The following is a 20,324-nucleotide window of genomic DNA, read 5'->3' on the forward strand; positions in this document are numbered from 1 at the left end:
GGACGACGCAGAGAGGATGCACAGAGTGCTGCGCCGTTCAGGTCAAAAAAATGTCACAACCAGATGTCAAAAATCAGTTGGATGGGGTGACACAATAAAACAGGAAGACAAGCATGTCCGTTCGTATCGATAGAGACGTGATAAACGCGCTAATTGCAGGCCATTTTGCAGACCCATTTTCCGTACTGGGAATGCATAAAACTACAGCAGGACTGGAAGTCCGCGCCCTTTTACCTGACGCCACCGATGTGTGGGTGATTGAACCAAAAACCGGACGCAAAGTCGCTAAACTGGAGTGTCTCGACTCTCGTGGATTCTTCAGCGGCGTCATTCCACGACGTAAGAATTTTTTCCGCTATCAGTTGGCTGTTGTCTGGCACGGTCAGCAGAATCTGATTGATGACCCTTACCGTTTTGGCCCTTTAATCCAGGAAATGGATGCCTGGCTGTTATCTGAAGGTACTCACCTGCGCCCGTACGAAACCTTAGGCGCACACGCAGATACCATGGATGGCGTTACCGGCACGCGTTTTTCTGTCTGGGCACCCAATGCCCGCCGAGTCTCGGTTGTTGGGCAATTCAACTACTGGGATGGTCGTCGTCATCCGATGCGCCTGCGTAAAGAGAGCGGCATCTGGGAACTGTTTATCCCTGGCGCGCATAACGGTCAGCTCTATAAATACGAAATGATTGATGCCAATGGTAATCTGCGTTTGAAGTCTGATCCTTATGCCTTTGAAGCACAGATGCGTCCGGAAACCGCTTCCCTTATTTGCGGACTGCCTGAAAAGGTCGTGCAGACCGAAGAGCGCAAAAAAGCGAATCAGTTTGATGCGCCAATCTCTATCTATGAAGTTCACCTGGGTTCCTGGCGTCGTCACACCGACAACAACTTCTGGTTAAGCTACCGCGAGCTGGCTGATCAACTGGTGCCTTACGCTAAATGGATGGGCTTTACCCACCTCGAACTGCTGCCAATTAACGAACATCCATTCGATGGTAGTTGGGGCTATCAACCGACGGGTCTGTACGCGCCAACTCGCCGTTTTGGTACTCGCGATGACTTCCGCTATTTCATTGATGCCGCACATGCAGCCGGTTTGAACGTCATTCTTGACTGGGTGCCGGGGCACTTCCCGACTGATGACTTTGCGCTTGCCGAATTTGACGGAACAAATCTGTATGAACACAGCGATCCCCGTGAAGGCTACCATCAGGACTGGAATACCCTGATTTACAACTATGGGCGTCGTGAAGTCAGTAATTTCCTCGTTGGCAACGCGCTGTACTGGATTGAACGTTTTGGTATTGATGCGCTGCGTGTCGATGCGGTGGCTTCGATGATTTATCGCGACTACAGCCGTAAAGAGGGCGAGTGGATCCCCAACGAGTTTGGTGGGCGCGAGAATCTGGAAGCGATTGAATTTTTACGCAATACCAACCGTATTATCGGTGAGCAAGTTCCTGGCGCGGTAACAATGGCGGAGGAGTCTACCGACTTCCCTGGTGTTTCTCGTCCGCAGGATATCGGCGGCCTCGGCTTCTGGTACAAGTGGAACCTCGGCTGGATGCACGACACCCTGGACTACATGAAGCTCGACCCGGTTTATCGTCAATACCATCACGATAAACTCACCTTCGGGATGCTCTACAACTACACTGAAAACTTCGTCCTGCCGTTGTCGCACGACGAAGTGGTGCACGGCAAAAAATCGATTCTCGACAGAATGCCGGGCGATGCATGGCAGAAGTTTGCCAATCTGCGAGCCTACTATGCCTGGATGTGGGCGTTTCCGGGCAAAAAACTGCTGTTCATGGGTAATGAATTTGCACAGGGGCGCGAGTGGAACCACGACGCCAGCCTTGACTGGCACCTACTGGAAGGCGGCGACAACTGGCACCACGGTGTCCAGCGTCTGGTGCGCGATCTGAACCACACTTATCGCTATCACAAGGCATTGCACGAGCTGGATTTTGACGCGTATGGCTTTGAATGGCTGGTGGTGGATGACCATGAACGTTCGGTGCTGATTTTTGTTCGCCGTGATAAAGAGGGTAATGAAATTATCGTTGCCAGTAACTTTACGCCGGTGCCGCGCCATGATTATCGCTTTGGCATTAATCAGCCGGGTAAATGGCGTGAAATCCTCAATACTGATTCCATGCACTATCACGGTAGCAATACCGGTAATGGCGGCGCGGTACACAGTGATGAGATCGCCAGCCACGGTCGCCAGCATTCATTAAGCCTTACGCTACCGCCGCTGGCCACTATCTGGCTGGTTCGGGAGGGATAATGACACAACTTGCCATTGGCAATCCCGCTCCTCTTGGCGCGCATTACGACGGTCAGGGCGTTAACTTCACGCTCTTCTCCGCTCATGCCGAACGGGTAGAGCTGTGTGTGTTTGACGCTCAGGGCATCGAACATCGGTATGATTTGCCAGGACGAAGTGGTGACATCTGGCACGGTTATCTGCCGGATGCGCGCCCGGGTTTGCGTTATGGTTACCGCGTTCATGGCCCATGGCAACCCGCCATGGGGCATCGCTTTAACCCGGCGAAGTTGTTGATTGATCCTTGCGCGCGGCAAATTGTCGGGGAATTTAAAGATAACCCGCTGCTGCACGCCGGGCATAGTGATCCTGACTATCGCGACAACGCTGCTATTGCGCCGAAATGCGTAGTGGTCGTGGATCACTATGATTGGGAAGATGATGCCCCGCCGCGTACGTCGTGGGGCAGTACCATCATTTATGAAGCCCATGTCAAAGGCTTAACCTACTTGCACCCGGAGATCCCGGTCGAGATCCGTGGAACCTATAAAGCCCTGGGGCATCCGGTGATGATCAACTATTTAAAACAGTTGGGCATTACCGCACTGGAACTGCTGCCGATCGCGCAATTTGCCAGTGAGCCACGCTTGCAACGTATGGGGTTGAGTAACTACTGGGGTTACAACCCGGTGGCGCTGTTTGCACTGCATCCGGCGTATGCATGCTCGCCCGACACGGCGTTGGATGAGTTCCGCGATGCAGTCAAAGCCCTGCACAAAGCGGGCATTGAGGTCATTCTCGACATCGTTCTCAACCACAGTGCGGAACTGGATCTCGACGGCCCGTTATTCTCCCTGCGCGGGATCGATAACCGTAGCTATTATTGGATAAGAGAAGACGGCGATTATCACAACTGGACCGGTTGCGGCAATACGCTCAATTTGAGCCATCCAGCTGTGGTGGAGTACGCCAGCGCCTGTCTACGCTATTGGGTGGAAACTTGTCATGTTGATGGCTTCCGCTTCGATCTCGCTACAGTCATGGGGCGAACGCCGGAGTTTCGTCAGGATGCGCCTCTGTTTACGGCTATTCAGAATTGCCCGGTACTTTCGCAAGTGAAGCTGATTGCCGAACCGTGGGATATCGCGCCCGGTGGCTATCAGGTGGGGAATTTCCCGCCGCTGTTTGCCGAGTGGAACGATCATTTCCGCGATGCTGCCCGGCGCTTCTGGCTGCACTATAACCTGTCGCTGGGGGAGTTTGCCGGACGCTTTGCCGCTTCCAGTGATGTTTTTAAACGTAATGGCCGTCTGCCGAGTGCTGCGATTAATCTGGTCACGGCGCATGACGGTTTTACGCTTCGCGACTGCGTTTGTTTTAACCATAAACACAATGAAGCAAACGGAGAAGAAAATCGCGACGGAACCAACAACAATTACAGTAACAATCATGGTAAAGAAGGGTTAGGCGGTACTCTTGATCTGGTTGAACGGCGGCGCGACAGCATTCACGCCCTGTTAACAACGTTGTTGCTCTCCCAGGGTACGCCGATGTTACTGGCCGGTGACGAACACGGTCACAGCCAGCATGGCAATAACAATGCTTACTGTCAGGATAACCAACTAACGTGGTTGGACTGGTCGCAAGCAAGCAGTGGCTTAACCGCGTTTACCGCCGCGTTAATCCATCTGCGCAAGCGCATTCCTGCTTTGGCAGAGGATCGCTGGTGGGAAGAAGGCGACGGCAATGTCCGTTGGCTGAATCGATATGCTCAATCTTTAAGCTCGGATGAGTGGCAGAACGGGCCAAAGCAGCTGCAAATTTTGCTTTCGGATCGTTTCTTGATCGCAATAAACGCCACGCTTGAGGTAACAGAGATTGTTTTACCTGCTGGGGAGTGGCGTGCCATTCCCCCATTCGCTGGAGAGGATAACCCAGTGATTACGGCTGTCTGGCCGGGACCTGCACACGGACTGTGTGTGTTCCAGAGATGATAAAAAAGGAGTTAGTCATGATTAGTTTAGAGAAGAACGATCACTTAATGTTGGCGCGCCAGCTGCCATTGAAGTCTGTTGCCCTGATTCTGGCGGGGGGACGCGGTACTCGCCTGAAGGATTTAACCAATAAACGAGCAAAGCCTGCCGTACACTTCGGCGGCAAGTTCCGTATTATCGACTTTGCACTGTCCAACTGTATCAACTCCGGGATCCGTCGTATGGGCGTGATCACCCAGTACCAGTCTCACACTCTGGTACAGCATATTCAGCGCGGCTGGTCGTTCTTCAATGAAGAAATGAACGAGTTTGTCGATCTGCTGCCAGCGCAGCAGAGAATGAAAGGGGAGAACTGGTATCGCGGTACGGCAGATGCCGTTACCCAAAACCTCGACATTATTCGCCGTTATAAAGCGGAGTACGTAGTGATCCTGGCGGGTGACCATATCTACAAGCAAGACTACTCGCGTATGCTTATCGACCACGTCGAAAAAGGCGCACGTTGCACCGTTGCTTGTATGCCTGTACCGATTGAAGAAGCCTCTGCATTTGGCGTTATGGCGGTTGATGGAAACGATAAAATTATCGAATTTGTTGAAAAACCGGCTAACCCGCCGTCAATGCCAAACGATCCGAGCAAATCTTTAGCGAGTATGGGGATCTACGTCTTTGATGCAGAGTACCTGTATGAATTGCTGGAAGAAGACGATCGTGATGAAAACTCCAGCCACGACTTTGGTAAGGATTTGATTCCAAAAATTACCGAAGCAGGCCTCGCCTATGCGCATCCATTCCCGCTCTCTTGTGTACAGTCCGACCCGGACGCCGAGCCGTACTGGCGTGATGTTGGGACACTGGAGGCTTACTGGAAAGCGAACCTGGATCTGGCTTCTGTCGTGCCGGAACTGGATATGTACGATCGCAACTGGCCGATTCGCACCTACAATGAATCATTGCCGCCAGCGAAATTCGTTCAGGATCGCTCCGGTAGCCATGGGATGACCCTTAACTCACTGGTTTCCGGCGGTTGTGTGATCTCTGGTTCGGTGGTGGTGCAGTCCGTTCTGTTCTCACGCGTTCGCGTGAATTCATTCTGCAACATTGATTCCGCCGTATTGCTGCCGGAAGTATGGGTAGGTCGCTCGTGCCGTCTGCGTCGCTGCGTCATTGACCGCGCTTGTGTCATTCCGGAAGGAATGGTGATTGGTGAGGATGCAGAAGAGGATGCACGTCGTTTCTATCGTTCAGAAGAAGGCATTGTGCTGGTTACGCGCGAAATGCTACGGAAGTTAGGGTATAAACAGGAGCGATAATGCAGGTTTTACATGTATGTTCAGAGATGTTCCCGCTGCTTAAAACCGGCGGTCTGGCTGATGTTATTGGGGCATTACCCGCAGCACAAATCGCAGACGGCGTTGACGCTCGCGTACTGTTGCCTGCATTTCCCGATATTCGCCGTGGCGTGACCGATGCGAAGGTGGTATCTCGCCGCGATACCTTCGCCGGACATTTCACGCTGCTGTTTGGGCATTACAACGGGGTTGGCATTTACCTGATTGATGCACCGCATCTCTACGATCGTCCCGGAAGCCCGTATCACGATACCAACTTATTTGCTTACACCGACAACGTATTGCGTTTTGCACTGCTCGGGTGGGTTGGAGCGGAGATGGCAAGCGGCCTTGACCCATTCTGGCGCCCCGATGTTGTGCACGCGCACGACTGGCATGCGGGTCTTGCGCCTGCGTATCTGGCGGCACACGGGCGTCCGGCGAAGTCGGTGTTTACTGTGCACAACCTGGCCTATCAAGGCATGTTTTATGCACATCACATGAATGACATCCAATTGCCATGGTCATTCTTTAATGTTCACGGGCTGGAATTCAACGGGCAAATCTCTTTCCTGAAGGCCGGATTGTATTACGCCGACCACATTACAGCGGTTAGTCCGACCTACGCTCGTGAGATTACTGAACCACAGTTTGCCTACGGTATGGAAGGTTTACTCCAGCAGCGTCATCGTGAAGGGCGACTTTCCGGCGTACTGAACGGCGTGGACGAGAAAATATGGAGTCCAGAGACGGACTTACTTTTAGCCTCGCGTTACACCCGCGATTCATTGGAGGATAAAGCGGAGAATAAGCGCCAGTTGCAAATCGCAATGGGGCTTAAGGTTGACGATAAAGTGCCGCTTTTTGCAGTGGTGAGCCGTCTGACCAGCCAGAAAGGACTGGATTTGGTGCTGGAAGCCTTACCGGGTCTTCTGGAACAGGGCGGACAACTGGCACTGCTCGGTGCGGGTGATCCGGTATTGCAGGAAGGTTTTCTTGCTGCAGCGGCGGAGCATCCCGGCAAGGTTGGTGTACAGATTGGTTATCACGAAGCATTTTCGCATCGCATTATGGGCGGCGCGGACGTCATTCTGGTTCCCAGTCGTTTTGAACCGTGCGGCTTAACGCAACTTTATGGATTGAAGTACGGCACGCTGCCGCTGGTGCGGCGTACCGGTGGGCTTGCTGATACGGTTTCTGACTGTTCTCTTGAGAACCTTGCAGATGGCGTCGCCAGTGGGTTTGTCTTTGAAGATAGTAATGCCTGGTCGCTGTTACGGGCTATTCGACGCGCTTTTGTTCTGTGGTCTCGCCCTTCACTGTGGCGGTTTGTGCAACGTCAGGCTATGGCAATGGATTTTAGCTGGCAGGTCGCGGCGAAGTCGTACCGTGAGCTTTACTATCGCTTGAAATAGTTTTCAGGAAACGCCTATATGAATGCTCCGTTTACATATTCATCGCCCACGCTAAGCGTAGAAGCTCTTAAGCACTCTATCGCTTACAAGCTGATGTTTACGATTGGAAAGGATCCGGTCGTCGCCAATAAACATGAATGGCTGAACGCAACGTTATTTGCTGTGCGCGATCGTCTCGTGGAGCGCTGGTTACGCTCGAATCGTGCTCAGCTGTCGCAAGAAACTCGCCAGGTTTACTACCTGTCGATGGAATTTTTGATTGGCCGTACTCTCTCCAACGCCATGCTGTCGTTAGGTATTTATGACGATGTCCAGGGTGCGCTGGAGTCGATGGGATTAAATCTCGAAGAGTTGATTGATGAAGAAAATGACCCAGGTCTCGGTAATGGTGGCCTGGGGCGTCTGGCGGCCTGCTTCCTGGATTCGCTGGCGACTTTAGGATTGCCAGGGCGTGGTTACGGCATCCGTTATGACTACGGTATGTTCAAACAGAACATCGTTAACGGCAGTCAGAAAGAGTCTCCGGACTACTGGCTGGAGTACGGCAATCCGTGGGAATTTAAACGCCACAATACGCGCTACAAAGTGCGTTTTGGCGGACGTATTCAGCAAGAAGGTAAGAAAACGCGCTGGATTGAAACCGAAGAAATTCTGGCCGTAGCTTACGACCAAATCATCCCAGGTTATGATACTGACGCGACCAACACTTTGCGTCTGTGGAGTGCACAAGCCAGTAGCGAAATTAATCTTGGTAAATTTAACCAGGGTGACTACTTTGCGGCAGTGGAAGATAAAAACCACTCTGAGAACGTATCCCGCGTACTGTACCCGGATGACTCCACCTATTCCGGACGTGAACTGCGTTTGCGTCAGGAATACTTCCTGGTATCTTCGACCATTCAGGACATTTTAAGTCGCCATTATCAGTTGCATAAAACCTACGATAATCTGGCGGATAAAATCGCGATTCACCTCAACGACACCCATCCGGTGCTGTCGATTCCTGAGCTGATGCGTCTGCTGATCGATGAGCACAAATTTAGCTGGGACGACGCTTTTGAAGTGTGCTGCGAGGTCTTCTCCTACACCAACCACACGCTGATGAGCGAGGCGCTGGAAACCTGGCCGGTCGATATGCTGGGTAAAATTCTGCCGCGCCATTTGCAGATTATCTTTGAAATCAACGACTATTTCCTGAAAACCTTGCAGGAGCAGTATCCGAACGATACCGACCTGCTGGGACGGGCGTCGATCATTGATGAATCGAATGGGCGTCGTGTGCGCATGGCCTGGCTGGCTGTTGTGGTCAGCCACAAAGTTAACGGCGTATCGGAGCTGCACTCTAATCTGATGGTGCAATCGCTGTTTGCTGACTTTGCGAAGATCTTCCCTGGACGTTTCACCAACGTTACCAACGGTGTGACCCCGCGTCGCTGGCTGGCGGTGGCGAATCCGTCGCTTTCAGGCGTGCTGGATCAACACCTCGGTCGTAACTGGCGTACCGATCTGAGTCAATTAAACGAGTTGCAACAGCATTGTGATTTTCCGATGGTCAATCATGCTGTTCATCAGGCGAAACTGGAGAACAAAAAGCGTCTGGCGGAGTACATCGCCCAACAATTGAATGTGGTGGTGAATCCGAAGGCGCTGTTTGATGTGCAAATCAAACGTATTCACGAATACAAACGTCAATTGATGAATGTGTTGCACGTGATCACCCGCTATAACCGCATCAAGGCCGATCCAGATGCGAAGTGGGTTCCACGAGTGAATATCTTTGGCGGTAAGGCGGCTTCGGCCTATTACATGGCGAAGCACATTATCCATTTGATCAATGACGTAGCGAAAGTGATCAACAACGATCCACAGATTGGCGATAAGCTGAAAGTGGTGTTTATCCCGAACTACAGCGTCAGCCTGGCGCAGCTGATCATTCCGGCAGCCGATCTTTCCGAACAAATATCGCTGGCGGGTACGGAAGCCTCCGGCACCAGCAACATGAAGTTTGCACTTAACGGCGCACTGACTATCGGTACGCTGGACGGTGCGAATGTCGAGATGCTGGATCATGTCGGTGCGGACAATATCTTTATCTTTGGTAACACTGCGGAAGAAGTGGAAGAGCTGCGTCGTCAGGGCTACAAACCGCGTGAATACTACGAGAAAGATGAAGAGCTGCATCAGGTGCTGACGCAAATCGGCAGCGGTGTGTTTAGTCCGGAAGAGCCGGGTCGCTACCGCGATCTGGTTGATTCGCTGATCAACTTTGGCGATCACTACCAGGTGCTGGCGGATTATCGCAGCTATGTCGATTGTCAGGATAAAGTTGACGAACTGTACGAGCGTCCAGAAGAGTGGACAGCCAAAGCGATGCTGAACATCGCAAATATGGGCTATTTCTCTTCTGACCGGACTATCAAAGAGTACGCCGATCTTATCTGGCATATTGATCCGGTGAGATTGTAATTTCGCCAAAAATAGAACGGGGCCAAAAGGTCCCGTTTTTTTTCGCCTTTATTTCGGAAAAGTGTCCAGCGGGGGCGAGGATACTGGAGGAGTATAATTTCGCCATTCAGAAAGAATGGACAGAATGATGCAAAACAGAAAATGGATTTTGACCTCGCTGGTAATGACTTTTTTCGGTATTCCCATACTGGCGCAATTTTTGGCAGCGGTTATTGCCATGCTGGGTGCCGGGCGTCACTTTGATATACGCCCCCTTTGCCCGCGAAGCATTTGTTTTTATCGTCAATGCTGATAATCCAGTCAATTCCCTGACAGAGCAACAAGTGCGTGACATCTTTAGTGGCGCTATTACCAACTGGCGTACTGTTGGCGGTAATGATCAAGAGATCCAGACCTGGCAACGCCCGGAAGACTCAGGCAGTCAGACGGTGATGCAATCACTGGTGATGAAAGATGTCCGCATGATCTCGCCGCAGGAAACCGAAGTGGCAAGCGTGATGGAAGGCATGATTAAAGTCGTTGCTGAATATCGTAATACAAACAACTCCATTGGCTATACCTTCCGCTATTACGCGACGCAAATGAATGCCGATAAGAATATCAAGTTGTTAGCGATTAACGGTATTACACCGACTGCGGAAAACATTCGCAATGGCAAATATCCCTATATCGTCGATGCCTTTATGGTAACGCGGGAAAATATGACGTCAGAAACACAAAAACTGGTTGAATGGTTTTTAACGCCGCAGGGGCAGAGTTTGGTAGAAGACGTGGGTTATGTGCCGATGTATAAAACGTTGCATTAAGGCGGGTAATAAAAATGGAAATAGTTAATACATTATTTGCAAGCCTCGCTGGTACTGATCCTTTCACAGGCGTGGATATTACGATTGCCAACTGCAAATCGGCATACTGGGATGAAGGCATTGTCCAGCAACTCATTAATCAGGTCCTGGATGAAGGGGAAAAATTCGTCGGTGCTGACGGTCTTGAGGGATTGCTTCGATATAATGTCACATTAAATATTGGCTTAACCTCCAGCAATGTATGGCCGGGATTTTCCCTCGATACCGCCACGATCGGTCGTCTTTGTGCCTGTGGTGCTGATTTTGGATTTGACCCCTATATCAGTGATGTACCAGATGTTCAATGTGACCTGAATACGACAAATGACTTCACCGTTCATTTTACGGCAATGCTCAACCCGGATGAGCGGGTGATCATAGCAAAGCGCCCGCTTAAAAAATGTGACTACTGGATTGAGGATGTTTATATCTTTCAGGTGTTTAAAGAAGCATGGAAATTCCATACCGATAACAGCTTACGCGGTTTTCGGGATAAGCAGGCTGAACTGAAACTCTACGCGCGTCATTACTCAGTGGAAAATTGCACAGAGGAAAGCTGTCGGGATTGTAATTATTGCATTCGGCCCAGCTTTTCCCTCTCTCGTAGTTCCATTATTCGCCTGAATGCGGCGAATGCTCGTTTTGTTTATCAACCGTTTACACGCGACCAGCGGAAGAGGGGGTAATTATGCAACCCAGCCCCGCCATGCAGGCATTAATTGAGCAGGTTTATCATATTTTTCGTCGTTATCCGGTGCCGCAGCAATTTGTGGTTTGTTGTGAATATTGCCTGAGTCAGCAGGAACAAAAGGCATTACGGAATACATCGTTACGAGCGATCCCGTATTCCTTAATCAATGCCTGGAATAGTAGTCCAGGACCCGATCCGCAAAACAGCGATGAGGTTCGTTATTTTCTTCCTCGTTTACTGGAGTTTGTTGCGCAGAGGCAATTTGACAATATTCACGAAGTATTTTCTCTACGGCGTATCAACCTTGCCAGTAAAGAAAACTGGCGTGAGGATGAACGGGCAATATTGCAGCGATTTGCCTGCCAGTATATGGCTGATTGGGTATCTGGCGATGAGGCTGTCGAATTACAGTATATGCTGGAAATGTTTTCCCGTGCCGATATCGCTCTTTCGCCATTGCTTGATGCCGTCATCTCTGTACCCGGTTACCAACCCACAGTATCGATGGCATGTTTGCTGTGGCATAACAGGGAAGAGAATATTCAGAATAGTCGTTTTGAGCAGGATGATGACGATAAAGCCATTACCGCCCAAATCAATGCCTGGGCCTTCAACAATCAATCCATCCTGAAAGAACGCGCGCGGCAGGCGATTGAGAACCCGCTTAAGCAGCCCGAACAGGGCACACAGTATCAGATTTGGGAAGACGACTGGATGATTGATGAGTGTTTATGCGCGATGTATGACGCATCACCCGAATCATCAGGACAATAAAGATGAATAAAATCAGACTTTATATTTCTCCGCTATTTCTCGGCTTTGTTATTGTGCCGTTGTTGGTATGGCCGACGGTGGTTGCGCTGGCGGCTTTTAGTATCACATTGAGTTTTCTGGGGGATATACTGTTCTCAATCCCGCTCATGATTCGGCGTATTTCACTTCTGGAATTACAATTTTGGTTATTGGCTGAATATACGCTTTTTTTCTGTGTAATGTGTTGCGTCGGTTGGCAATTTGCTTGCAGAACGCCATCAGAACTAAAAAACAGACCTCACTGCTGGCTGGTATTCACACCGGTCTATTTCTGGCTAATTCTCTGCAATATTATTTTTTATATTGCGCCAGAGAAATCAGCTGTGCTGGAAAATATCCGCAATTTCTTTTTGAGAGTTGTCTGGTTACCCCTGAATTTTTCGCCATTTTGGCCTCAGCCGTGGACTGACTTTGTCGGTCCGATAAGCGCACAGCTTGGTTTTGCGTTGGGATATTATTGCCAGTGGCGCAGCCAAAATAGCAGCCAGATACGGAAGTGGAGTGAGTGGGGAACGTGCCTGAGTTTTGTTACGTTGGGTATGATTGTGTGGGCTTTGCGGTAATTCCCTGAATCCAAAAGTTATTCAGATTGAAATTTGACCTCCGATTGTTGGCAAAGTGCGCTTTGTTCATGCCGGATGCGGCGTGAACGCCTATCCGGCCTACAAAACCATGCAAATTCAATATATTGCATAAACCACGTAGGCCTGATAAGCGTAGCGCATCAGGCTGTTTTTGTGTTTGTCATCAGTCTCAGGTCAGATCGAAATCTGACCCAGCCAGCTTACGTTAAATCACGACGCCAGCGACAACTTCTGCTGCGTATACTCCACCAGCCACTGACTCACACGAGATTGTTGATCCGCATTCAGCCACATTCCTTGTTTTGTGCGACGCCACAGGGCATCGTCGGCGCGGCGGACCCATTCGTGATCCACCAGGTATTTCAGCTCCGCTTCGTAGAACTCATGACCGAAATCTTCCCCGAGATCGCTTACCGTCCCCGCATTGCCGAGCAGCAGCTCGCTGTTGCTGCCGTAAGTGCGTGCGTAATGACGCGCCAGCGATTCGGTCAGGAACGGGTAACGGCGGCGCAGGCGGGCGGCATAATCGTCGCGGTCGCCTTCAATGGCACCACCCGGCAGCACGCTCTCTTTCGTCCACGCCGGGCCAATACCCTGATAATACGGCGTCAGTTTTTCCAGCGCATGTTCCGCCAGTTTGCGGTAGGTGGTCAGCTTACCGCCGAATACCGACAGCAGCGGCGCTTTGCCATTTTCATCATGGATATCGAGCGTGTAATCACGGGTGATAGCCTGCGGCGAGTCGGACTCATCATCACACAGCGGGCGCACGCCGGAGTAGGTCCAGACGATATCGTCCCGGCTTAACTGTTTTTTAAAGTGCGCGTTATACACTTTCAGCAGGTAATTGATTTCACTCTCTTCAATCTTCACTGCTTTTGGATCGCCTTTGTATTCCACATCGGTGGTGCCGATGATGGAAAACTCGTCCATCCACGGGATCACGAACACAATACGTTTATCTTCGTTTTGCAGAATGTAGGCTTGCTTCTGGGTATGCACACGCGGCACCACAATATGGCTGCCTTTGATCAGGCGAATGCCATAAGGCGAAGGCAGATGCATCCCGTCGTCGAAGAACTGTTTCACCCACGGGCCGGTAGCATTAACCAGGCCGCGCGCCTGCCAGGTGTATTTTTTGCCGGTATCGATATCTTCCGCTTCCACAATCCACAGGCCGTTTTCGCGGCGAGCAGAAGTAGCACGAGTACGAGTAAGCACTTCGCCGCCTTTACGCACCACCATCTGGGCGTTGGCGAGTACCAGACGGGCGTCGTCTACCCAACAGTCGGAATATTCGAATCCGCGCTTAATTTCCGGTTTTAACACTGAATTTGCGCCAAAACGCAAACCGGTTGATCCCGGCAGGCTGGTGCGTTTACCCAGATGATCGTACATGAACAGACCAATACGAATCATCCACGCCGGGCGCAGATGTGGGCGATGCGGCAGGCGAAAACGCATCGGGAAGGCGATATGCGGCGCCATTTTCAGCAGCACTTCACGTTCAGCCAGCGCCTCGCTGACCAGGCGGAATTCATAGTGCTCAAGGTAGCGCAGGCCGCCGTGAATGAGTTTTGAACTGGCGGAAGAGGTCGCGCAAGCGAGATCCTGGGCTTCCAGCATCAGCACGGATAAACCGCGTCCAGCGGCGTCTGCCGCGATACCAGCACCATTGATGCCGCCACCTATCACAATCAGATCTTTGGTTTCCATGCTGCCCTCGTTCACTTTCGTTAAAGCTCATAAATGTTCGTTATCGAACATATTAGCAAAGAATCGCGCTTTGGGTAACATTGAAAAAACATTTTAGAGTGATATGTATAACATTATGGCGTTTATCTGCCGCTTCAACGTAAACTGTGCGGTAAATTTGCCCACTTGTTTGTAAAGAAAGAGAGACGCATGGATCAGTTCGAATGTATTAACGTTGCCGACGCGCACCAGAAGTTGCAGGAAAAAGAGGCGGTGCTGGTCGATATTCGCGATCCACAAAGTTTCGCTATGGGTCATGCAACACAGGCTTTCCATTTGACTAATGACACGCTGGGCGCGTTTATGCGTGATAATGACTTCGATACGCCGGTCATGGTGATGTGTTACCACGGTAATAGCAGCAAAGGCGCGGCGCAGTATCTGCTGCAACAGGGCTACGATGTGGTCTATAGCATTGACGGCGGCTTTGAAGCCTGGCAGCGTCAGTTTCCCGCAGAGGTGGCGTACGGCGCGTAACGCTTTATACTGTCCCCTTTTGTGTGGAATAAGCGACAGCAACGATGTTGATGATTACCTCTTTTGCTAACCCCCGCGTGGCGCAGGCGTTTGTTGATTACATGGCGACGCAGGGCGTTATCCTCACTATTCAACAACATAACCAAAGCGATGTCTGGCTGGCGGATGAATCCCAGGCCGAACGCGTGCGGGCGGAGCTGGCGCGTTTTCTCGAAAACCCGGCAGATCCGCGTTATCTCGCCGCCAGCTGGCAGTCAGGCCATACCGATAGTGGTCTGCATTATCGCCGTTTTCCTTTCTTTGCCACCTTGCGTGAACGCGCGGGGCCGGTGACCTGGGTGATGATGATCGCCTGCGTGGTGGTGTTTATCGCCATGCAAATTATCGGCGATCAAGAAGTGATGTTATGGCTGGCCTGGCCATTCGATCCGACGCTGAAATTTGAGTTCTGGCGTTACTTCACCCATGCGTTGATGCACTTCTCGCTGATGCATATCCTCTTTAACCTGCTCTGGTGGTGGTATCTCGGCGGTGCGGTAGAAAAACGTCTCGGTAGCGGTAAGCTAATTGTCATTACTCTCATTAGCGCCCTGTTAAGCGGCTATGTGCAGCAAAAATTCAGCGGGCCGTGGTTTGGCGGGCTTTCTGGCGTGGTGTATGCGCTGATGGGCTATGTCTGGCTACGCGGCGAGCGCGATCCGCAAAGTGGCATTTACCTGCAACGTGGGTTAATTATCTTTGCGCTGATCTGGATTGTCGCCGGATGGTTTGATTTGTTTGGGATGTCGATGGCGAACGGAGCACACATCGCCGGGTTAGCCGTGGGGTTAGCGATGGCTTTTGTTGATTCGCTCAATGCGCGAAAACGAAAATGATTCCAGGGATTTATAAATGAAACAAACACAACGTCACAACGGTATTATCGAACTGGTTAAACAGCAGGGTTATGTCAGTACCGAAGAGCTGGTAGAGCATTTCTCCGTCAGCCCGCAAACTATTCGCCGCGATCTCAATGAACTGGCGGAGCAGAATCTGATCCTGCGCCATCATGGCGGCGCGGCGCTGCCTTCCAGTTCCGTTAACACGCCGTGGCACGATCGTAAGGCCACCCAGACCGAAGAAAAAGAGCGTATTGCCCGCAAAGTGGCGGAGCAAATCCCTAACGGCTCGACGCTTTTTATCGATATCGGCACCACGCCGGAAGCGGTGGCTCACGCGCTGCTCAATCACAGCAATTTGCGCATTGTCACCAACAACCTTAACGTCGCTAACACGCTGATGGTGAAAGAGGATTTCCGTATTATCCTCGCCGGTGGCGAATTACGCAGCCGCGATGGAGGGATCATTGGCGAAGCAACGCTCGATTTTATCTCCCAGTTCCGCCTCGACTTCGGCATTCTGGGGATCAGCGGCATTGACAGCGACGGCTCGCTGCTGGAGTTCGATTACCACGAAGTTCGCACCAAACGCGCTATTATTGAGAACTCGCGCCACGTCATGCTGGTTGTCGATCACTCGAAATTTGGCCGTAACGCGATGGTCAATATGGGCAGTATCAGCATGGTCGATGCCGTCTACACCGACGCCCCGCCGCCTGCGGGCGTGATGCAGGTGCTGACGGACCACCATATTCAACTGGAACTGTGCTGATCCTGCACTGATTCCCACGTCAGACCAAAACGCGCCAGATATTTGCGTAGCCGATCCGCGTCGTTGACGCTGGTTTTGCCCTGGCGCGAAACATCAAAAAGCTGACGTCCGGCAGCAGAAAGTGACTTTGCCTGACGGCAGACAGCAATAACGTTTTCCAGTTGTATGCGGTCAAAGAGATCGATGTTTTCCACCTCCGCGCCCAGCAACGCCGTAAGCGCCGAAGGGCGGCTCTCCTGCCAGTTATAGCGCAGACGGTTTATCTCATCTTCCACCGCATCCAGAGTAATGCGCCCGCTATCGGCAAACGTCGCCATGCGCGTAACGCTGGCAGAAAGTTCGCGAAAATTACCGCGCCATGTCGCCTGGGGCGATGTCGCAAAGGCCAGCCAGGCACGCCGCGCTTCGGTGTTAAACCGTACGTGGTCGCCGGTGAGTGAGGCGTGGCGCTCCACTTCATAATCCAGGTTAGGCTCGATATCCTCCTGACGCTGGCGTAGCCCCGGCAGGGTGAAGGTCCAGAGATTGATCCGCGCGTACAGGTCTTCGCGAAATTTGCCTTCGGTAACTAACTGGCGCAAATCGCGCACCGTTCCGGCGATAAGCTGAAAATCACTGCTCACCTGGCGATCGCTGCCAAACGGGTAAAAGGTTTTCTCTTCAATGGCTTTCAGCAACATCGCCTGTTCATCTGCGCCCAGTTCGCCTATCTCATCGAGAAATAACATGCCGCCGTTGGCGCTGCGTAATAAACCTTCCCGCGATTCCCGTGCCCCGGTAAATGCGCCTTTCACATGACCAAACAGCGCCGACATCGCGGTATCACCGCGCAGGGTGGCGCAGTTCACTTCCACAAACGCGCCGCTAAACTGATGTCGCGCCTGTTTTAATTCGAAAATGCGTCGCGCCAGAAATGACTTACCCGCACCGGTCGGGCCGTTAAGCAGGATCGGTGCGCGGGATTTAATCGCCACTTTTTCGATCTGCTCAATCATGCGGTTGAAGTGCGGGTTACGCGTGGCGATGCCTGATTTGAGGAAATCGAGCGTTTGCTGGCGTTCCTCGGCAAAGCGGCTGGCAATGGCGTTATAACGGCTTAAATCGAGATCGATAATCGCCACCGCGCCTGGGCTATCGGGCTGTTCTTTTTTGCGCGGTGGTGAAGTTTGCGCCAGACGGGCGGGCAGGTAACGTGCTTCAGCCAGCAGAAACCAGCAAATTTGCGCGACGTGGGTGCCAGTGGTGATGTGAATTAAATAGTCTTCGCACTCTGGCTGAAAAGCGTAACCTCGGGCGAAATCATGCAGGCAGGCGTAGACCTCTTCGAAATCCCACGGGTTATGCAGTTCAATCTCAACGCTCACCACTTCTGTTTCTGGCGAAACGCTGGCGATATCGCGTTTAAGCGTTTCAAACAGCGAGCGTGAGCGGGCGTCATGCAACAATTCCAGCCGGTCGATGACCAACGATTCTTGCTGACATAAACAGAGCGTCGGGCGCCATTTTGACCAGCGTTGGCTGCCGCGTCCGGCATAATCCAGTACGGTTCCGACAAAGCCAAAAGCCACTGTTTTACGCATCTTAGATATCCTTATAAAAGACGATATTTCATTATCGGGTAAGTGACTTTATAGAAAATCTCCGTTTACGGACTTTGTGCCTTTAATTAAATAAAAACAATTAATTATAAGTTTAATTTGCTGATTTAATTTTTTGGCACGACGGTTGCAATTATCAGGACATACCAACGAAAAGAGAAAAGCAAAATGAATTATGAATTACTGACCACTGAAAATGCCCCGGTAAAAATGTGGACCAAAGGCGTGCCGGTAGAAGCCGATGCGCGTCAGCAACTTATTAATACGGCGAAGATGCCGTTCATTTTCAAACATATTGCGGTAATGCCCGACGTGCACCTGGGGAAAGGTTCTACTATTGGTAGCGTGATCCCGACCAAAGGGGCGATTATTCCGGCGGCGGTAGGTGTGGATATCGGCTGTGGAATGAACGCGCTGCGTACCGCCTTAACGGCGGCGGACCTGCCTGAAAACCTGGCGGAGTTACGTCAGGCGATTGAAACTGCCGTGCCGCACGGGCGTTCCAATAATCGTAGCCGTCGTGATAAAGGCGCGTGGGAAAATCCGCCGACTAACGTCGATGATAAATGGGCCGAGCTTGAAGCAGGTTACCAGTGGTTAACGCAAAAATATCCACGTTTCCTGAACACCAATAATTACAAACACTTGGGAACACTGGGAACGGGTAACCACTTTATTGAAATCTGCCTTGATGAGTCGGATCAGGTGTGGATTATGTTGCACTCCGGTTCACGCGGAATCGGTAACGCCATCGGAACTTACTTTATCGATCTGGCGCAAAAAGAGATGCAGGAACAGCTTGAGATGTTGCCGTCGCGTGATCTGGCGTACTTTATGGAAGGTACGGAATACTTTGATGATTACCTGAAAGCCGTGGCCTGGGCGCAGCTTTTTGCCAGCCTTAACCGCGATGCGATGATGGAAAACGTGGTAACGGCGTTGCAGAGTATTACGCAGAAAACGGTAAGACTGCCGCAAACGCTGGCGATGGAAGAGATCAACTGCCACCACAACTATGTGCAAAAAGAACAGCACTTTGGCGAAGAGATCTATGTGACGCGTAAAGGCGCGGTGTCTGCGCGCGCTGGTCAATATGGAATTATTCCCGGGTCGATGGGGGCGAAAAGCTTTATCGTCCGTGGGCTGGGAAATGAAGAATCTTTCTGTTCATGCAGCCACGGTGCCGGGCGGGTAATGAGCCGTACAAAAGCAAAAAAACTGTTTAGCGTGGAAGATCAGATTCGTGCCACCGCGCATGTGGAATGCCGTAAAGATGCCGAAGTCATCGACGAAATCCCGATGGCGTATAAAGATATTGATGCGGTGATGGCGGCACAAAGCGATCTGGTGGAAGTGGTTTATACCCTGCGTCAGGTAGTGTGCGTAAAAGGATAAATAATGAAAAGGATGATTGCGCTGGATGGCGCACAGGGTGAAGGCGGCGGGCAGATCCTGCGTTCGGCGCTGAGCCTGTCGATGATAACCGGCCAGCCATTTACCATCATCGGCATTCGTGCCGGGCGTGCGAAACCTGGGCTGTTGCGCCAGCATTTGACGGCGGTAAAGGCAGCGACGGAAATTTGCGGAGCGACGGTGGAGGGCGCGGAGTTGGGGTCGCAGCGCCTGGTCTTCCGGCCTGGCATCGTGCGCGGCGGCGATTACCGCTTCGCCATCGGTAGCGCAGGTAGCTGCATGTTGGTGCTGCAAACGGTATTGCCCGCGCTGTGGTTTGCTGACGGGTCTTCGCGTGTTGAAGTCAGCGGTGGCACCGATAACCAGTCTGCACCGCCTGCGGATTTTATCCGCCGTGTGCTGGAACCGTTGCTGGCGCGGATGGGGATTCAGCAGCAAACAACGCTGTTGCGCCATGGTTTTTACCCTGCTGGCGGCGGTGTGGTGACAACAGAAGTCTCGCCTGTGGCATCACTTAACGCATTAGCGTTGAATGAGCGGGGCAACATTGTGCGACTGTGCGGTGAAGTGTTACTGGCTGGAGTGCCTCATCATGTTGGCGAAAGAGAGATGTCCGTACTGGCTGCCAGCTTTTCCCTGAATGAGCGGAATATTCAAAGTCTGCCGCGCGAGCAGGGGCCAGGAAATACCGCTTCGCTTGAAGTCGTCAGCGAACACATCACCGAGCGTTTTTTTGCTGTTGGTGAAAAGCGTGTCAGTGCCGAAGTGGTTGCCGCCCAACTGGTGAAAGAGGTTAAACGCTACCTGGCAAGTTCGGCTGCGGTAGGGGAATATCTCGCAGACCAGTTAGTGTTGCCGATGGCTCTGGTAGGCGCGGGGGAATTTACGGTTGCTCATCCCTCATGCCATCTGCTGACCAATATCGCGGTGGTAGAGCGTTTCTTGCCAGTGCGGTTTACTCTGGCTGAAACAGATGGCGTAACGCGAGTTAGCGTTGAATGATGCAGAGAAGCAAA

General features: G+C 51.7%; 15 protein-coding genes and 1 pseudogene. 14 read left to right on the forward strand and 2 right to left on the reverse strand.

Annotated features, from left to right (window positions below):
• Positions 1-113: 113 nt before the first annotated feature.
• The 9 genes and pseudogenes from glgB (at position 114) to HEN21_RS05515 (ending at position 12,394) form a co-directional block, all read left to right on the forward strand.
• Entirely contained in the window at positions 114-2,297 is a 2,184-nt protein-coding gene (glgB, locus tag HEN21_RS05475; RefSeq protein ID WP_000116223.1) for a 1,4-alpha-glucan branching enzyme, read from the forward strand.
• Entirely contained in the window at positions 2,297-4,270 is a 1,974-nt protein-coding gene (gene glgX / locus HEN21_RS05480) for a glycogen debranching protein GlgX (RefSeq protein WP_000192584.1), read from the forward strand. Before glgB ends, glgX begins: the two co-directional genes overlap by 1 nt.
• 17 nt (positions 4,271-4,287) lie before the next feature.
• Positions 4,288-5,583, forward strand: a complete 1,296-nt coding sequence (gene glgC / locus HEN21_RS05485) for a glucose-1-phosphate adenylyltransferase (RefSeq protein WP_000624234.1) — start codon at positions 4,288-4,290, stop codon at positions 5,581-5,583.
• Positions 5,583-7,016 (forward strand): glycogen synthase GlgA, encoded by a 1,434-nt coding sequence (gene glgA, locus HEN21_RS05490; protein ID WP_001197629.1) that lies wholly within the window; start codon positions 5,583-5,585, stop codon positions 7,014-7,016. The genes glgC and glgA overlap by 1 nt, the downstream gene beginning before the upstream one ends.
• A gap of 18 nt (positions 7,017-7,034) precedes the next feature.
• Complete coding sequence (gene glgP / locus HEN21_RS05495; RefSeq protein ID WP_000993436.1) at positions 7,035-9,482, forward strand: glycogen phosphorylase; 2,448 nt, start codon at positions 7,035-7,037, stop codon at positions 9,480-9,482.
• 230 nt (positions 9,483-9,712) lie between these two features.
• Positions 9,713-10,288, forward strand: a pseudogene (locus HEN21_RS05500) (PstS family phosphate ABC transporter substrate-binding protein); the annotation flags it as partial.
• Between the two features lie 14 nt (positions 10,289-10,302).
• On the forward strand, positions 10,303-11,013 hold the full coding sequence (locus tag HEN21_RS05505) for a hypothetical protein (protein WP_176251732.1): 711 nt from the start codon (positions 10,303-10,305) through the stop codon (positions 11,011-11,013).
• A gap of 2 nt (positions 11,014-11,015) precedes the next feature.
• Positions 11,016-11,792, forward strand: coding sequence for a hypothetical protein (locus HEN21_RS05510; RefSeq protein WP_176251733.1), 777 nt, complete (start codon positions 11,016-11,018; stop codon positions 11,790-11,792).
• A gap of 2 nt (positions 11,793-11,794) precedes the next feature.
• Complete coding sequence (locus HEN21_RS05515; protein WP_176251734.1) at positions 11,795-12,394, forward strand: hypothetical protein; 600 nt, start codon at positions 11,795-11,797, stop codon at positions 12,392-12,394.
• A 231-nt stretch (positions 12,395-12,625) separates the two neighbouring features.
• Here HEN21_RS05515 and glpD read toward each other — a convergent pair whose 3' ends face one another.
• Complete coding sequence (glpD, locus tag HEN21_RS05520) at positions 12,626-14,131, reverse strand: glycerol-3-phosphate dehydrogenase (RefSeq protein ID WP_176251735.1); 1,506 nt, start codon at positions 14,129-14,131, stop codon at positions 12,626-12,628.
• A 189-nt stretch (positions 14,132-14,320) separates the two neighbouring features.
• Here glpD and glpE point away from each other — a divergent pair, with 189 nt between their 5' ends.
• Genes glpE through HEN21_RS05535 form a run of 3 tightly spaced genes read left to right on the forward strand, consistent with a single transcriptional unit; the run spans position 14,321 to position 16,297 of the window.
• A complete protein-coding gene (gene glpE, locus HEN21_RS05525) occupies positions 14,321-14,647 on the forward strand; it encodes a thiosulfate sulfurtransferase GlpE (protein WP_000371926.1) in 327 nt (108 codons plus the stop codon).
• Positions 14,648-14,691: 44 nt separating this feature from the next.
• Entirely contained in the window at positions 14,692-15,522 is an 831-nt protein-coding gene (gene glpG / locus HEN21_RS05530) for a rhomboid family intramembrane serine protease GlpG (RefSeq protein ID WP_021550070.1), read from the forward strand.
• Positions 15,523-15,538: 16 nt separating this feature from the next.
• Positions 15,539-16,297 carry a DeoR/GlpR family transcriptional regulator gene (locus HEN21_RS05535; RefSeq protein ID WP_000815097.1) on the forward strand — a complete coding sequence of 253 codons (759 nt, stop codon included), beginning with the start codon at positions 15,539-15,541 and terminating at the stop codon, positions 16,295-16,297.
• On the opposite strand, the gene rtcR is transcribed toward HEN21_RS05535, so the two are convergent.
• On the reverse strand, positions 16,279-17,877 hold the full coding sequence (rtcR, locus tag HEN21_RS05540) for a DNA-binding transcriptional regulator RtcR (protein ID WP_176251736.1): 1,599 nt from the start codon (positions 17,875-17,877) through the stop codon (positions 16,279-16,281). The genes HEN21_RS05535 and rtcR overlap by 19 nt on opposite strands.
• 186 nt (positions 17,878-18,063) lie before the next feature.
• On the opposite strand from rtcR, the gene rtcB reads away from it, so the two are divergent.
• Positions 18,064-19,290, forward strand: a complete 1,227-nt coding sequence (gene rtcB, locus HEN21_RS05545) for an RNA-splicing ligase RtcB (protein WP_176251737.1) — start codon at positions 18,064-18,066, stop codon at positions 19,288-19,290.
• A 3-nt stretch (positions 19,291-19,293) separates the two neighbouring features.
• Positions 19,294-20,310 carry an RNA 3'-terminal phosphate cyclase gene (gene rtcA, locus HEN21_RS05550; RefSeq protein WP_176251738.1) on the forward strand — a complete coding sequence of 339 codons (1,017 nt, stop codon included), beginning with the start codon at positions 19,294-19,296 and terminating at the stop codon, positions 20,308-20,310.
• Positions 20,311-20,324: the final 14 nt, after the last annotated feature.

It is taken from the genome of Escherichia sp. 93.1518 (genome assembly GCF_013368915.2).
Classification (GTDB): Bacteria; Pseudomonadota; Gammaproteobacteria; order Enterobacterales; family Enterobacteriaceae; genus Escherichia; species Escherichia ruysiae.

Excerpts from the sequence above, each read along its gene's own strand:
- glgC (WP_000624234.1), top strand. The coding sequence starts at position 4,288 with ATGATTAGTTTAGAGAAGAACGATCACTTAATGTTGGCGCGCCAGCTG.
- glpD (WP_176251735.1), bottom strand. The coding sequence starts at position 14,131 with ATGGAAACCAAAGATCTGATTGTGATAGGTGGCGGCATCAATGGTGCT.
- HEN21_RS05510 (WP_176251733.1), top strand. The coding sequence starts at position 11,016 with ATGCAACCCAGCCCCGCCATGCAGGCATTAATTGAGCAGGTTTATCAT.
- glgX (WP_000192584.1), top strand. The coding sequence starts at position 2,297 with ATGACACAACTTGCCATTGGCAATCCCGCTCCTCTTGGCGCGCATTAC.
- rtcR (WP_176251736.1), bottom strand. The coding sequence starts at position 17,877 with ATGCGTAAAACAGTGGCTTTTGGCTTTGTCGGAACCGTACTGGATTAT.
- glgB (WP_000116223.1), top strand. The coding sequence starts at position 114 with ATGTCCGTTCGTATCGATAGAGACGTGATAAACGCGCTAATTGCAGGC.
- glgP (WP_000993436.1), top strand. The coding sequence starts at position 7,035 with ATGAATGCTCCGTTTACATATTCATCGCCCACGCTAAGCGTAGAAGCT.
- glpE (WP_000371926.1), top strand. The coding sequence starts at position 14,321 with ATGGATCAGTTCGAATGTATTAACGTTGCCGACGCGCACCAGAAGTTG.
- glpG (WP_021550070.1), top strand. The coding sequence starts at position 14,692 with ATGTTGATGATTACCTCTTTTGCTAACCCCCGCGTGGCGCAGGCGTTT.
- HEN21_RS05505 (WP_176251732.1), top strand. The coding sequence starts at position 10,303 with ATGGAAATAGTTAATACATTATTTGCAAGCCTCGCTGGTACTGATCCT.
- rtcB (WP_176251737.1), top strand. The coding sequence starts at position 18,064 with ATGAATTATGAATTACTGACCACTGAAAATGCCCCGGTAAAAATGTGG.
- HEN21_RS05515 (WP_176251734.1), top strand. The coding sequence starts at position 11,795 with ATGAATAAAATCAGACTTTATATTTCTCCGCTATTTCTCGGCTTTGTT.
- HEN21_RS05535 (WP_000815097.1), top strand. The coding sequence starts at position 15,539 with ATGAAACAAACACAACGTCACAACGGTATTATCGAACTGGTTAAACAG.
- glgA (WP_001197629.1), top strand. The coding sequence starts at position 5,583 with ATGCAGGTTTTACATGTATGTTCAGAGATGTTCCCGCTGCTTAAAACC.
- rtcA (WP_176251738.1), top strand. The coding sequence starts at position 19,294 with ATGAAAAGGATGATTGCGCTGGATGGCGCACAGGGTGAAGGCGGCGGG.